At 64.5% G+C, this 13,428-nt stretch carries 13 protein-coding genes; 8 read left to right on the top strand and 5 right to left on the bottom strand.

The window, feature by feature from the left end:
* Nucleotides 1-229: 229 nt before the first annotated feature.
* Together gloA2 and hisC are read right to left on the bottom strand one after the other, a co-directional pair.
* Nucleotides 230-673 carry an SMU1112c/YaeR family gloxylase I-like metalloprotein gene (gene gloA2 / locus PJK54_RS17410; protein ID WP_240499622.1) on the bottom strand — a complete coding sequence of 148 codons (444 nt, stop codon included), beginning with the start codon at nt 671-673 and terminating at the stop codon, nt 230-232.
* A gap of 119 nt (nt 674-792) precedes the next feature.
* On the bottom strand, nt 793-1,848 hold the full coding sequence (gene hisC, locus PJK54_RS17415) for a histidinol-phosphate transaminase (protein WP_084209842.1): 1,056 nt from the start codon (nt 1,846-1,848) through the stop codon (nt 793-795).
* A gap of 271 nt (nt 1,849-2,119) precedes the next feature.
* On the opposite strand from hisC, the gene PJK54_RS17420 reads away from it, so the two are divergent.
* The 3 genes from PJK54_RS17420 (at nt 2,120) to radA (ending at nt 5,507) form a co-directional block, all read left to right on the top strand.
* The gene (locus tag PJK54_RS17420; RefSeq protein WP_176493736.1) at nt 2,120-3,259 is read left to right on the top strand and encodes an alkene reductase; all 1,140 of its coding nucleotides are present in this window, start codon (nt 2,120-2,122) and stop codon (nt 3,257-3,259) included.
* Between the two features lie 179 nt (nt 3,260-3,438).
* Entirely contained in the window at nt 3,439-3,906 is a 468-nt protein-coding gene (locus tag PJK54_RS17425) for a copper resistance protein NlpE N-terminal domain-containing protein (protein ID WP_271303475.1), read from the top strand.
* Nucleotides 3,907-4,091: 185 nt separating this feature from the next.
* Complete coding sequence (gene radA / locus PJK54_RS17430; protein ID WP_077378515.1) at nt 4,092-5,507, top strand: DNA repair protein RadA; 1,416 nt, start codon at nt 4,092-4,094, stop codon at nt 5,505-5,507.
* 111 nt (nt 5,508-5,618) lie between these two features.
* Here the strand turns inward: radA and PJK54_RS17435 are convergent, their stop codons facing one another.
* On the bottom strand, nt 5,619-6,263 hold the full coding sequence (locus PJK54_RS17435; protein ID WP_271303476.1) for a DUF1415 domain-containing protein: 645 nt from the start codon (nt 6,261-6,263) through the stop codon (nt 5,619-5,621).
* Nucleotides 6,264-6,540: 277 nt separating this feature from the next.
* Here PJK54_RS17435 and PJK54_RS17440 point away from each other — a divergent pair, with 277 nt between their 5' ends.
* Both PJK54_RS17440 and mnmH read left to right on the top strand, forming a co-directional pair.
* Complete coding sequence (locus PJK54_RS17440) at nt 6,541-8,385, top strand: SulP family inorganic anion transporter (protein WP_271303477.1); 1,845 nt, start codon at nt 6,541-6,543, stop codon at nt 8,383-8,385.
* A 157-nt stretch (nt 8,386-8,542) separates the two neighbouring features.
* Entirely contained in the window at nt 8,543-9,649 is a 1,107-nt protein-coding gene (mnmH, locus tag PJK54_RS17445) for a tRNA 2-selenouridine(34) synthase MnmH (protein ID WP_077378521.1), read from the top strand.
* A 35-nt stretch (nt 9,650-9,684) separates the two neighbouring features.
* On the opposite strand, the gene PJK54_RS17450 is transcribed toward mnmH, so the two are convergent.
* Nucleotides 9,685-10,299, bottom strand: coding sequence for a type 1 glutamine amidotransferase (locus PJK54_RS17450; protein WP_170877471.1), 615 nt, complete (start codon nt 10,297-10,299; stop codon nt 9,685-9,687).
* A 258-nt stretch (nt 10,300-10,557) separates the two neighbouring features.
* On the opposite strand from PJK54_RS17450, the gene PJK54_RS17455 reads away from it, so the two are divergent.
* From PJK54_RS17455 to PJK54_RS17465, 3 genes are all read left to right on the top strand, one after another.
* The gene (locus PJK54_RS17455; protein WP_077378527.1) at nt 10,558-10,854 is read left to right on the top strand and encodes an MGMT family protein; all 297 of its coding nucleotides are present in this window, start codon (nt 10,558-10,560) and stop codon (nt 10,852-10,854) included.
* A 153-nt stretch (nt 10,855-11,007) separates the two neighbouring features.
* Nucleotides 11,008-11,619: a YjaG family protein gene (locus PJK54_RS17460; protein ID WP_077378530.1), complete on the top strand. Its 612-nt coding sequence runs from the start codon at nt 11,008-11,010 to the stop codon at nt 11,617-11,619.
* A gap of 72 nt (nt 11,620-11,691) precedes the next feature.
* Nucleotides 11,692-12,540, top strand: coding sequence for a CHAD domain-containing protein (locus tag PJK54_RS17465; protein WP_271303478.1), 849 nt, complete (start codon nt 11,692-11,694; stop codon nt 12,538-12,540).
* 106 nt (nt 12,541-12,646) lie between these two features.
* On the opposite strand, the gene hisF is transcribed toward PJK54_RS17465, so the two are convergent.
* Complete coding sequence (gene hisF / locus PJK54_RS17470; RefSeq protein ID WP_271303479.1) at nt 12,647-13,420, bottom strand: imidazole glycerol phosphate synthase subunit HisF; 774 nt, start codon at nt 13,418-13,420, stop codon at nt 12,647-12,649.
* Between the last annotated feature and the right edge of the window lie 8 nt (nt 13,421-13,428).

Raw genomic sequence — 13,428 nt, forward strand, 5'->3', positions numbered from 1 at the left:
TTGCTGCAGGGGCGGTTCTCTTTGTGCACGGAAAAAGTGGTGCTCAGGAAAAGTCGTGCTCGGAGAAGTTGCCCAGAAAGTCCTGCGTGCGAAATAGCAGTGGGCGAAAGAAAAGAGCGAGAGGAAAGCTCCGCGTGAGCAACGTGCATATGCCACAAAAGGCCCCTGTCGAATTTGCGACAGGGGCCTTTTGTCTTCAGAGCCAGTGAAGTTTCAGCGCGCCATCACATCAGGGCGAGACTTCGTAGAGCTCGATGGGCGTACCGTCAGGGTCTGCCAGAAAGGTGAAGCGGGCACCGGTGTATTCATCGACACGTATCGGCTCTGGCGTGGCGCCACGGGCGATCAGCAGCTCGACACAGGTGTCAATGTCCTCGGTTGCCAGCGCCAGATGACGCAGCCCACAGGCTTCCGGATAGCTTGGGCGCTCAGGCGGTGACGGGAAGGAGAACAGCTCCAGCTGGATACCGCCCGGCAAGCGCAGGTCGAGCTTGTAGCTGTCGCGGGCTTCACGATAGGCCTCGTGGATCACCTGCGCATCCATGACCTCGAGATAGAAGCGCCTGGCGCGTGGGTAATCAGCGGTGATGAGTGCCACGTGATGCACGCGCGTCAAAGGCAGGCGCGCTGTCGAAGTGGCACTTGACGCCATGGTGGGACGTTCCGTTGTCATATGGTTGCTCCTGCTGAGAGTCTTCGGTGGCGAATGCCCGAGTGACGTCCTGATGAAAGAAGGCGCCCAGTGGGCGCCTTCTTTCATTGAACCCATCACGGGTCATTCTGTGCGCTATCTCAACGACACAGGGTTTCCAGGGCTTCGATCAGGCTGTCCATCTCGGCATCGGTACCGATGCTGATGCGCAGATGGTCGCGTAGCGCATCGGTGTTGAAGTGGCGCACCAGGATGCCCTGCTCGCGAAGGCCGATGAACAGCTTGCCGGCATCATGGGTCGGGTGAGTCGCCAGCACGAAGTTGGTCTGTGACGGCAGGATCTCGAAGCCCAATGCGGCCATGCGATCGCGCGTCTGCTCACGGGTAGTGATGACGCGTGTGCGGCACTCATCGAAATAGGCGGGATCACTCAGCGCGGCGACGCCGACCTGCTCGGCCAGACGATCGATGGGGTAGGAATTGAAGGAGTCCTTCACGCGCTCCAGGCCCTCGATCAGCTCCCGCGAGGCCACGGCATAGCCAAGGCGAATGCCCGCCAGGCTACGCGACTTCGAGAAAGTGCCCGACACGACCAGATTCGGATACTGATGAATCAGCGGGATGGCGCTTTCCCCCCCGAAATCCACGTAAGCCTCATCTACCAGCACCACGCTCTGCGGGTTGCGCTCCAGCAGCGCGGCAATCGCCTTGCGGCCATGGCCATGGCCTGTCGGGGCATTGGGGTTGGCGAAGATGATGCCGCCATTGTCACTGCCGAAGGCTTCGAGATCGACTTCCCAGTTGTCGGTCAGCGCGATGCTGCGTGATTCGATGCCATACATGCGGCAGTAGACCGGATAGAAGCTGTAGCTGATGGAGGGCAACAGCAGCGGCTTGTCCTGACGGAAGAAGGCCTGGAAGGCCAGCGCCAGCACCTCGTCGGAGCCATTGCCGACGAAGACTTCCTCTGCGGCCACATGGAAGGTCTCGGCCAGGGCGGCGCGCAGCGAGCTGGAACTCGGGTCCGGGTAGCGACGCAGGTCAGAGGCATTGAACTCGCGCAGCGTCTGTTCCACGGCCGGGGCCGGCGGGTAGGGGTTTTCATTGGTGTTCAGCTTGATCAGCTGCTCACGCGGTTGTTCGCCGGGGACGTAGGGGGTCAGGTCGTGGACCTGTGGGCTCCAGTACTTGCTCATGATTTCTCGCCGCTGGTGACAGTGCATGACCCGTGTCATGGATAGGTTTCATGTTGCCCGCTGGATCGTCGCGGTACAAGCATCGGCAGGCTCTCGCATGAGTCGCGAGGATGCCGCGTGGCGCGACCTGGCGCATTGTTGCCATCCCAGCATTATTCTCATGCACCGCGTGCGCTTGAAGCATCAGCTGGCGCACCGCATGTCACTGGCATGCCCGCCCGGTTCGCCCGAAGCGGCGGCTGGCGAAAGATCAGAGACTCAAGGAGCACCGATGACTGCCAACACCAAGGCCCCGTACGCCGACACCCTGCTTGATCCGGTCACGCTCGGTGATCTCACCCTGCCCAATCGTATCCTGATGGCGCCACTGACCCGAGCGCGCACGCCGGACAGCATTCCCGGTGAGCTTCAGGAGGTCTACTACGGACAGCGTGCCGGCGCCGGCCTGATCATCAGCGAGGCGACCAACATCTCGCCGACCGCGCGTGGTTACGTCTACACGCCGGGTATCTGGACGGATGAGCAGGAAGCCGGCTGGAAGGGCGTCGTCGAGGCAGTGCACGCCAAGGGTGGACGCATGGCGCTTCAGCTGTGGCATGTCGGGCGTGTCTCGCACGAGATGGTGCAGCCGGATGGCCAGCCACCGGTCGCGCCCAGCGCCCTGCGTGGTGAAGGCGCCCAGTGCTTCGTCGAGTTCGAGGATGGCAGCAGTGGTCGCCACCCCACCAGCACGCCGCGTGCGCTGGAGACGGAGGAAATCCCCCAGCTGGTCGAGGACTATCGTCAGGCTGCCGTGCGCGCCAAGCGTGCCGGCTTTGACATGATCGAGGTGCATGCCGCCAACGCCTATCTGCTCAACCAGTTCATGGCGACCGGTACCAACCAGCGCACCGACCAGTACGGTGGTTCGGTCGAGAATCGTGCGCGCCTGACACTGGAAGTCGTCGATGCCGTCGCCGAGGTCTTCGGGCCGGAGCGCACCGGCATTCGTCTGACGCCCTTCATCGAGATCTTCGGTCTCACCGATGACGAGCCGGAAGAGATGGCCTTCTACATGGCAGACCAGCTCTCCAGACGTGGCATTGCCTACGTGCACGTCAACGAGCCGGACTGGGCCGGCGGCGACGTCAAGTTCACCGATGACTTCCGCCGCGCACTGCGGGAGCGCGTCAAGGGCGCGCTGATCTTCTGCGGTCATTACGACGGGGAGCGTGCGGCACGCATCATCGACGAGGGCATTGCGGATGCCGTCGCCATCGGGCGCCCCTATATCGCCAATCCGGACCTGGTCGAACGTCTGCGTCTGGATGCGCCGCTCAACGAGCAGGATCCTGATACCTTCTACGGTGGCGGTGCCGAGGGCTACACCGATTATCCCTTCCTCGACAACGGGCATGATCGCCGTGGCTGAGGCCGACATGATTTAGCGAATGGCGTTCGATAAACGCCATCGGGGGTGGCCTCACGGGGCTGATACCCGCTATTCTTGAGCGTGGAAGCTCGTGAGCGGTCCGTCTGTCGAGGCAGTCGGGCCGCTCGCCGTCGATAGCGCTGACGCTGCTATCGAATCATCGCCTTAAGGAGGATTCAATGCAGATCAGGACTCTGATGGTGGGAGCCGCGCTGATGGTCGGTCTCGCCGGGTGCGCATCAACGGCCCAGACGACGGATGGTGCCGCTGCCAATGACGCCACCGAGACAGCCAGCGAGCAGGTTGCCGTCTACAAGGGCACCCTGCCGTGTCGTCGTTGCACGGGCATTGACCTCGATGTGCGTCTCAAGGGAGCGGAAGATGCTGTCCCGGAAGCGCGTACCTTCAGTCTCGATGCCACCTATCGCGATCATCCGCAGCAGCCTGCGCCGGAGCACTACGAGGGGCAGTGGGATGTGCTGTCAGGTACGGTGACCGACCCGAATGCCACCGTCTATGAGCTGACGCCGAATGGCGAGGGCCAGACCTACTACTTCCTGCGTCTGGACCCCCAGACACTGGAACTGGTCGACCCGCAGAAGCGCCGCTTCCAGAACGGCGAGACACTGCGTCTCAAGCGCGAGTGATGCCACCGCGTGTCATGCACGCGTGAGGTGACAGCAAGGCGGCGCAAGCCGCCTTGCTTGTGTCTGGCATCCGTGTCGGACGTTCGCATCGAGCGCCCCTGCCTGGTGCCATCGGGCGATGCGGGGCATGGGTGCCATGCCGGGCGACGTGGTCTGAAATCATTACTCCCTGACAGGATGGTCTGATGGCGAAAGCAAAGAGCGCCTTCGTATGTACCGAGTGCGGTAGCGAATTCTCGAAGTGGCAGGGGCAGTGCAGCGGCTGTCGCGAGTGGAATACCCTGCAGGAGATTCGGGTCGGTGCCACGGTATTGCCGGGGGCTGCGCCGGCTGCCGGGGGCATCAGCACTGGCGGGGCGTCACGTGGCGCCACCAGCGCCAGAGGCGGCTATGCCGGCACGCTGAGTGACAACGTGACGGATCTGTCCAACGTCTCGCTGGCCGAAGTGCCGCGCTTCTCCTCGACCTTCGGTGAGTTTGATCGCGTGCTTGGCGGCGGTCTGGTGCCTGGCTCCGCCGTATTGCTCGGCGGGCATCCCGGTGCCGGCAAGTCGACGCTGCTGCTGCAGACCGCCTGCAAGCTGGCACAGCACAAGCGTTCGCTTTATGTCACCGGTGAAGAGTCGCTGTCGCAGGTGGCGATGCGTGCCCATCGACTGCAGCTCCCGACCCAGGGACTCAAGATGCTGGCCGAGACCAGTGTCGAGACGATTCTGGCCACCGCCGAGCGCGAGAAGCCGGAAGTGCTGATCATCGATTCCATCCAGACCATGCATCTTGAGGATCTGTCCTCCGCGCCGGGGGGCGTCTCGCAGGTGCGTGAGTCCGCCGCGGCGTTGACGCGTTTCGCCAAGCGGACCAACACCGTATTGCTGCTGGTCGGGCACGTGACCAAGGATGGCTCGCTGGCCGGCCCCAAGGTGCTGGAGCACATGATCGATGCCTCCCTGTTGCTGGAAGGGGACGGTGATTCGCGCTTTCGCACCCTGCGCGGACAGAAGAACCGCTTCGGCGCGGTCAACGAGCTGGGCGTGTTCGCCATGGTCGAGCTTGGCCTGAAAGAGGTGAAGAACCCCAGTGCGATCTTCCTGTCACGCAGCGAGGAGCAATCCTCCGGCAGCCTGGTGATGGTGGTCTGGGAAGGGACTCGGCCGATCCTGATCGAGGTCCAGGCGTTGCTGGATGATTCGCCGCTGGGCAATCCCCGGCGCGTCGCGGTCGGTCTGGATGGTAACCGACTCTCGATGTTGCTGGCCGTGCTCAACAAGCACGGCGGTCTGTTCACCGGCGATCAGGATGTCTTCCTGAACGTGGTGGGCGGGGTCAAGGTACTCGAGACCAGCGCCGACCTCGCGGTGCTGTGTGCGGTGGTATCCAGTCTGCAGAACCGCCCGCTGCCGCGTGAACTGGTGGTGTTCGGTGAGGTCGGCCTGTCCGGCGAGATCCGCCCGGTGCCCAGTGGGCAGGAGCGCATCGTCGAGGCCGCCAAGCATGGCTTCACGCGCGCCATCGTGCCCAAGGGCAATGCCCCCAAGAATCCGCCCAAGGGCATGACGATCGTCGCGGTCGACAAGTTGTCCCAGGCGCTGGAAGCCCTGTGATGGCTGCCGGCAGCTGCCACGCGCAAGCCTTCCAGTGACATTCCGCCTGAAACGCACAAGGCCAGCCTCGCGGCTGGCCTTGTGCATATGGGATTGCCACTGGGCGTGATGTCAGTCCTGGCTGTCAGCCTGACGGGCGGCGTGAGCGCAGGCCTTTAGGCGTGCGACCAGCTGTTCGGCGCCACGCTCGCGCATCAGCGCCTCGTTGCGCGCCGGCACCTCTTCCACATCCCCCGAATAGGCATTGATCGCCGCCTCGACCGAGCTTTCCCGCAGCAGGTGCAGCATCGGGAAGGGCGAGCGGTTGGTGTAGTTCGCGGCGTCGTCTTCCTCGGTATCCTCGAAGACATAGTCCGGATGGAAGCTGGCCAGCTGATAGATGCCCTCATAGCCCTGCATCTCGAGCAGTGCCTCAGCGTAATCCAGCAGCTCCAGATAGGCATCGAAGTCGCGGAAGCCATCCTTGAAGATCACCAGGGTGGTTTCGGCATCGCGATTGGCATCGAGGTTGAGGAGTTCATCGCCGAGTGCCTGCAGGCAACGCTCGAGTCCCGCGCCGGGGATGACGGCGTACTGGACGCTGTTGCGCGCCACTTCACGTGCCGCGAATGGGCATAGATTGTCTGCGATGATGTGCGTCTCGACCCACTGGCGGGTGGTCTCGATGGCCTCGGCCTCACTGACCTCAAGTGCAGGCGTATAGCCGGCCGACGGGGTGGAAGAGGTGGTGTCAGCAGGCGTAGCGTCGGTGGTCATGGCGTCAGGGTCCGCAGCGGTGTCAGGAGGGTGCATTGTCACTGCTCATGCCGGCCATGGCCAGTCCGGATTGGCAGCGCGCCACGATTGTCGCCGGTATCGCTACCGACAAAGGGAGCCCCGGGCCGGCGAGTACGGTTCGCTGACACGCTGTTTCATCAGCGTATTCAGGGATAGACTTGCCGGGGCCGGACGTCGCCACGCCCGGCCCCGGCATCGTTTCTTCACGGAGGCGATGGCCTCTCCCGCAGCCCACGCACCTTCATGGAGGCACTTCTTGCCCGCTGACAATCCACCGCCACGCCAGCCTGCCGATGATGCCTCTGCCACGTCGAGTGCCACGGCATACCGCCTGTCACGCCTGCTGCCGTTTCTGGGCTGGATGCGCCAGCTGTCGCCGAGAGATGCGCGCGCGGACCTGATCGCCGGGCTGAGCGGTGCGGTGCTGGTACTGCCTCAGGGGGTGGCCTACGCGCTGATCGCGGGGTTGCCCCCGGCGCATGGACTCTATGCCGCCATCGTGGTCGCGATCATCGCCGGACTCTTCGGCTGCTCGCGTCATATGGTCAGCGGGCCGGCCGCCGCCATCTCGATGGTGGTCTTCGGTACCGTCTCGACCCTGGCCACCCCCGGCAGTCCGGAATACCTGCCGCTGGTGCTGGCGCTGACCTGCATGGTCGGCATCATCCAGCTCGCACTCGGGCTGCTGCGCATGGGGGCGCTGGTCAATCTGATCTCGCATACCGTGGTGATCGGCTTCACCGCCGGTGCCGGCGTATTGATCGCCACCAGTCAGCTCAAGCATCTGTTCGGTATCGCGCTGGGAGATGCCTCGAGCTTCCTCGGCACCTGGTGGGCATTGCTTGGGCACCTGGAAGACACCTCGTGGGCGACCCTGATCACCGGCCTCAGTACGCTCGCCAGTGCCTTGCTGGTGCGGCGGGTGAATCGCAGACTGCCGTGGATGCTGGTCGCGATGGCCGTCGGTTGCGGGGTTGCGGCATTGCTGGGTGGCAGCGAGGCAGGCATCCCGATGGTGGGGGCCCTCTCCGGCAGCCTGCCGCCGCTTTCTCTGCCGCCACTGGGGTTTGACACCCTGCGCTCGCTGGGCGGTGCGGCCGTTGCGCTGGCGGTTCTCGGCCTGATCGAGGCGGTCTCCATCGCCCGCGCCATCGGGGTACGCTCGCATCAGCGCATCGATGGCAATCAGGAGTTCATCGGCCAGGGGCTGTCGAATCTGGTCGGCAGCTTCTTTTCGTGCTTCGCCGGCTCCGGCTCCTTCACTCGTTCAGGGGCCAACTACGATGCCGGCGCCCGCACGCCGCTGTCGGTGATGATCGCGGCTCTGATCGTGCTGGCGGTGCTGTTGCTGGTGCCGAATGTCACGGCCTGGCTGCCATTGCCCGCCATGGCGGGCCTGATCATGGTGATCGCCGCCAACCTGATCGAATTCAGTCATATCCGTCAGATTCTCACCGTCAGCCGCGAGGAAGCGGTGGTACTGGTGATCACCTTCCTCGCCACGCTGCTGCTGCCGCTTGAGTTCGCCATCTTCGCCGGCGTGCTGGTCTCGCTGGTGCTGTATCTGAATCGCACCTCGCGTCCACGTCTGGTGGAAATGGCACCGGACCCCGAACACCCGGAGCTGGGCGTGCGCAATGCCGAGCGCTACCAGCTGACCCAATGCCGTGAGGTCGTCATCCTGCGAGTGGATGGCTCGCTGTTCTTCGGCGCGGTGGACCACGTCCAGCGCAAGCTGGCGCGCTATACCGGCAAGCACGTCATCCTGCTCGGCACCGGCTGCAATTTCATCGACATCGCGGGGGCCGAGATGCTCGAGATCGAGCAGCGCCGCCTACAGGATGCCGGCGGCAGCCTGAGCATGTGCGGCTTCCGACGCTACGCGCTGGAAGTGATGGAGCGCGGAGGCTTCCTTGAGCGCATGGGGGATGAGCACTACTTTCATACTGCCGAGGCGGCCATTGCCGCGCTGCGCGAGGCAGTGTCCGAGGCGCATCGGCCACACGACGGCGAGCCGGCCGCATGTGCGTCCTGCCCGCTGTTCGGCCCTGACAGCATCGGCCCGAGCCAGGGCATTCGCCTGACGCCGCCGCTGGCCTGAGCGGGTGGTGCGGCAGCTGACAGGGCGAGAGTTGGCGGCACGCGAGACGGCAAGGCTGGGGGCCATGTCGTGCATGCGATAGAATGCCTGCCATCGATGTGCCGGGTGCGAGTTGACGGCCATTGCCTCATTTCAGTTTTCCAGTCGAGAGATGCCCATGAGTTTGCCCACCGTGGCGGCCAGCTGCGATCTGATTCGCGATGGCCGTCCGCTGATCGATGTGCGTGCACCGATCGAATTTGCGGCCGGCTCCCTGCCGGGGGCCGTCAACCTTCCGCTGATGGATGACGAGGAACGTCACCGGGTCGGTCTGCAGTACAAGCAGGTCGGCCCGGAGTCGGCGGTGCATCTGGGTCATCAGCTGGTCAGTGGCGGGATCAAGCGCGCCAGGATTCGTGCCTGGGTCGAGCACGTCGAGCGCCATCCCGAGGCGGTTCTCTACTGCTTCCGGGGCGGCATGCGCTCTCAGCTCAGCCAGCAATGGTTGAAGGAGGCAGGCATCGAGCGCCCGCGGATCGCCGGGGGCTGGAAGGCCATGCGTCAGCAGCTTTGCCAGCATATCGATGAGCGCGTCGAGCAGGCCCCGATGCTGCTGATCGGGGGCCTGACCGGCTGCGCCAAGACCGAGCTGATCCATGCGCTCGACAATGGCATCGACCTGGAAGGCTGCGCGCGCCACAAGGGCTCGGCCTTCGGCCGTCACCCCTTCCCGGCACCGAGCCAGATCGACTTCGAGCATCGCATCAGCGCCGAGATGCTGTCACTGGCCGCGGACGCGCCCACCGTCATGGAAGATGAGTCGCGCTTCATCGGCAGCGTCAACATTCCGCTGCAGGCATGGCGCGCGATGGAGGCTGCCCCGCTGGTGAGAGTCGAGATGCCACTGGACTGGCGACTGGTGCAGATTCAGAAGGACTACATCGAAGGGCTGTGGGCCACCTACAGCGGGCACTATGGTGACTTCCTTGGCTGGGCACTGCTGCAGCGTCAGCTGCGTCAGGCGTTGCTGCGTCTGCGCAAGCGGTTGGGCAGTGCACGTCTGGCGCGCCTGATTCGCATGCAGGACATCGCCTTCCGCGAACACAAGCGCGGCAATCCCACTGCCCATGAGGGCTGGCTGGCCCCGCTGCTCAGCGAATACTACGACCCCATGTACCGTTATCAGCTCGAGAAGCACGAGCGTACCTTCCTGCATGTCGGCGACTGGGACAACACGCTCGCCTTCGTGCGTGACTGGAGCGCCACGCATCGCTGGCAGCGCTGAGTCGTCGTAGGGCCCCAGCGCCGCCCGGGAGCGCCTCAGGCGTCGAGCCAGTCCACCAGCAGGCGGTCCAGCAGGGCGGCCTGCCGATCAAAGCGCTTCGGGTCTTCCAGCAGCGTGTCTTCTGACTGCACTCCGCGTCCCTCATTCGGGGCGGGGTGATGCCGGAGACGGTCACGCGTTGCGCCGGCATCCAGATGGGGATGGAAGTTGAGCGCCAGCACCCGGCCAGCATCCCAGCTGAATCCGGCGATCGGGGTATGCTCACCGCTGGCCAGCAGCTCGCAATCCTCCGGCAGGCCACAGATCTCCTCATGCCACAGCAGCGTCTCGAATTCGGCAGGCAGTCCCACGGGACACTCGTCACTGCGCGTGAGCGTGGCCCAGCGACGCTGCGGCACCACGGCCGGAGACACGATGGCGCCGAGTTGCTCGGCGATGAGGCGCGCGCCCAGCCCGATGCCCAGTACGGGACGGTTGCTGTTGAGCGCGCGGCGAATCAGCTTGCGCTGCAGGCGCAGTGGCTGTGATTGGGCGCTCTCGGCACCTGACAATGGCTGAGGGCCATCCAGGATCACCAGCGCCTGGAAATCGTCGATGCCGGGGAGCGTCTCGCCATCCAGCGGGAAGCTGGTGTTGTAGCTGTGGCCCATGCCGACAAGCCAGTCGCTCAGGCGTACGGAGTCCTGCCAGCCTTGTGATCGTGGCAGGGCATCAGTCGCTGAGTGAGGCGCTGCGTCGGGGATAAGGCCTTGATGTATGAAGTAAAGGTGCATGGCGTCATCATGCGTCAGCCATCTGGCAGCGTAAAGACCCGAGGTCTGCGCTCGTGTGCCCCTGATGCCCGCCATTGCGCAGCGCGCAGGTGGAGGTATCGTGCTGGATGAGCTTGATCACAAACAGGGGGGAGCGTGATGCGTGCTGAACTGCTCGAGCAGATATACACCGTGGTGGCGCAGATTCCGGCAGGGCGAATCACGACCTACGGGCGAATCGCCAGCATGACCGATGGCGCCACCGCACGCATGGTCGGTTCGGCCATGCGCCATCTGCCGGATGGCCATCAATTGCCCTGGCATCGGGTGATCAATGCCTCGCTCAAGGTCACCGACCACGGTGGCGCGGTGCGTCAGCGGGAGAAACTGCGCAGCGAAGGCGTGCTGTTCGATGCTGTCGGCCGCGTGCCCAGAGAATGTTTGTGGCCGTGAATCTCGCCGCGGCAAAGTCTCGTTCGTCAGACCGCCTGAGTGCGCTACCCTAACGCATGTCCCATGCCATCTGTGGCGGGCTGTCGGCTGGCGGGTTTCCCCTCCCGACATGTGCCCCGCCTCTTTGAAAAGTGAAGTGAGAAGAGAGCCGACATGACTCAGCCTGTTCCCGGTTTCCGCGCGCGTCTGGAAGCGCTGGCCCCCGTTCGCCGTACCGCCTTCATGGCAACGCTGACCGAGCGACTCCTGCCCAATGCCGGCTTCTACGCCGAGGCCAATGGTACCGCCAGCGCGCTGGAGACCACGCGCGAGTTGCGCAAGCTGCTGGACCTCGTCTGGGAGCAGCTGCGCGTCCGCGATGCCAAGATCGATTTCTCGCTGCAGGCCGAGAAGGTCACGGCCTTCGAGCCCGACGAGCATGACGACAGCTTCGGTGCGCGCCGTGCACTGGAAGCCGTCATGGCGCTGACCGCCTGCATCGATGTGCTGATCAGTGAGGAGCCGGAAGCCGCGCTCAAGGTCAGTCGCCTGTCCGCCGATGGCGTTCGCGCGCTGATCGACCTGCAGGCCGGTGAGGGCATCGAGCAGGAAGCGCTGGAAGCCATGATTCGCGAACATCCGCTGATGGTCGATGAGCGCGACTTCCAGGACGCCGTGCTGGAGAGTGTCGAGGCTCCGCGTCTTGAGCGTGATGACTGGCGAGCGCTCAAGCGGCTGGGGCGTAACGAGGATGTCAGCAATCTGGGGCTATCCTTGCAGGAATGAGCCCCCGGAAGACCGGGTGAGCGAGCCTGCCCGGCTGACACTGGCAGCCAGGCCATTCCCTTGGAGAGACAGATGGGCAAGACGAGTCAGATGCTTTCCCGCACAGGCGTTGATCCCTTGAATGGCCTGATCCTCGCGCATCTCGAGTCAATGCAGCAGCATCTGGCGCAGGCGACGCTCACCGCGCAGGAGGTCCATGCGCTGCGCGTCGACTGCAAGCAGCTGCGGGGCTGGTGGCAACTGCGCCGTGAGTCACTGGGCAAGGCGGCGGTGAGTGAGCATCAGGCGCGTCCGCGCGCCATCGCCAGGGCATTGGCCGGCCCGCGTGAGGCGCGCATGCTGCGCAAGACGCATGCGCGCGCCTATGCCTGGGTGGATGAGCGTAGCCAGCGTCTGCTGGATGCGCTGCGTCCGGGGCTGATCAGTGCCGCATTGAGCGAGTCGGTGGCGGAGCTGGATCATGCACCTCTGAAACGGCTGCTGAGCGACGAGATGGCCGCCTGGCAGGCCGCTCCGCTGACGGGGGAGGAGCTCACGGCCGGACTGGAATTCAGTCGTCACCGCCTCCACAAGTTGGCGGCGCGGGTGATCAGCAAGCGGGAGATCGAGACGTCCCACCGGCTGCGCAAGTGGATCAAGTACCGCAGGTTCCAGCTGGCACTGGCGCATGCGGCGCTGGGGGAGACGGCAGGGCGTGAACTCGAGTCACCGAGTCGTGGGCGTCGTCGTGAGCCGGAATTGCTCGACAAGGCAGCATCCCGTCTGGGCAATCAGCATGACCTTGCCGAGCTGGCGCTGTGGGTCGGCGAGCGGGTGATGCTGCCCGCCGCCGAGAAGCATCTGGTGGCCGATATTCTGCGACTTGCCGACCAGCGACTCGAGCAGGCGCTCACGCCACTGGCGAAGCTGGGCTACGCCTGAGCGCTGTCGTCGCCTGACCTGCGGGTAATGCCTCTGAAGACACGAACGCCGCCATTCCCTGAGGAGTGGCGGCGTTCGTGTATCTGCCTGACGCGAAGGAGATCGCTCAGAGGCGCATCTCGATGCCGCGCTCGGCCATGTAGGCCTTGGCTTGCGGGATGGTGTACTCGGCGAAGTGGAAGATGCTGGCGGCCAGCACCGCATCCGCCCCGCCCTCGAGCACGCCATCCACCAGATGGTCGAGAGTGCCGACCCCACCGGAGGCGATGACCGGCACGCTGACGGCGTCGGAGATGGCGCGTGTCACGCCGAGATCGAAGCCGGCCTTGGTGCCATCGCGGTCCATGCTGGTCAGCAGCAATTCACCGGCGCCCAGCTCGACCATCTTCTTCGCCCACTCGACAGCGTCGAGCCCGGTTGGCTTGCGCCCGCCGTGAGTGAAGATTTCCCAGCGCGGAGTCTCGCCGCCTTCGCTGACGCGCTTGGCGTCGATGGCGACCACGATGCACTGGCTGCCGAAGCGGTCCGCCGCTTCACGCACGAAGTCCGGGTTGAACACGGCGGCGGTATTGATCGAGACCTTGTCCGCGCCGGCATTCAGCATGGTGCGGATGTCCTCGCAGGTGCGGATGCCACCACCGACCGTCAGCGGGATGAAGACCTCACCGGCGATGCGCGACACCATGTCGACCGTGGTGCCACGGTTGTCGACGCTGGCGGTGATGTCGAGGAAGGTGATCTCGTCGGCGCCTTGCTCGTTGTAGCGCTTGGCGACCTCGACCGGATCACCGGCATCGCGGATACCGACGAAGTTGACGCCCTTCACGACGCGACCGGCGTCGACGTCCAGACACGGGATGATGCGTTTGGCGAGTGCCATGATCGCTC

The organism is Cobetia sp. MMG027 (assembly GCF_027947415.1).
GTDB classification, from domain to species: Bacteria; Pseudomonadota; Gammaproteobacteria; order Pseudomonadales; family Halomonadaceae; genus Cobetia; species Cobetia marina.

What these genes read in the sequence shown, in the direction of transcription:
- PJK54_RS17460 (WP_077378530.1), top strand. Translation starts at nt 11,008, where the DNA reads ATGACTCAGCCTGTTCCCGGTTTCCGCGCGCGTCTGGAAGCGCTGGCC.
- PJK54_RS17465 (WP_271303478.1), top strand. Translation starts at nt 11,692, where the DNA reads ATGGGCAAGACGAGTCAGATGCTTTCCCGCACAGGCGTTGATCCCTTG.
- mnmH (WP_077378521.1), top strand. Translation starts at nt 8,543, where the DNA reads ATGAGTTTGCCCACCGTGGCGGCCAGCTGCGATCTGATTCGCGATGGC.
- gloA2 (WP_240499622.1), bottom strand. Translation starts at nt 673, where the DNA reads ATGACAACGGAACGTCCCACCATGGCGTCAAGTGCCACTTCGACAGCG.
- PJK54_RS17425 (WP_271303475.1), top strand. Translation starts at nt 3,439, where the DNA reads ATGCAGATCAGGACTCTGATGGTGGGAGCCGCGCTGATGGTCGGTCTC.
- PJK54_RS17420 (WP_176493736.1), top strand. Translation starts at nt 2,120, where the DNA reads ATGACTGCCAACACCAAGGCCCCGTACGCCGACACCCTGCTTGATCCG.
- radA (WP_077378515.1), top strand. Translation starts at nt 4,092, where the DNA reads ATGGCGAAAGCAAAGAGCGCCTTCGTATGTACCGAGTGCGGTAGCGAA.
- PJK54_RS17435 (WP_271303476.1), bottom strand. Translation starts at nt 6,263, where the DNA reads ATGACCACCGACGCTACGCCTGCTGACACCACCTCTTCCACCCCGTCG.
- hisC (WP_084209842.1), bottom strand. Translation starts at nt 1,848, where the DNA reads ATGAGCAAGTACTGGAGCCCACAGGTCCACGACCTGACCCCCTACGTC.
- hisF (WP_271303479.1), bottom strand. Translation starts at nt 13,420, where the DNA reads ATGGCACTCGCCAAACGCATCATCCCGTGTCTGGACGTCGACGCCGGT.
- PJK54_RS17450 (WP_170877471.1), bottom strand. Translation starts at nt 10,299, where the DNA reads ATGGGCCACAGCTACAACACCAGCTTCCCGCTGGATGGCGAGACGCTC.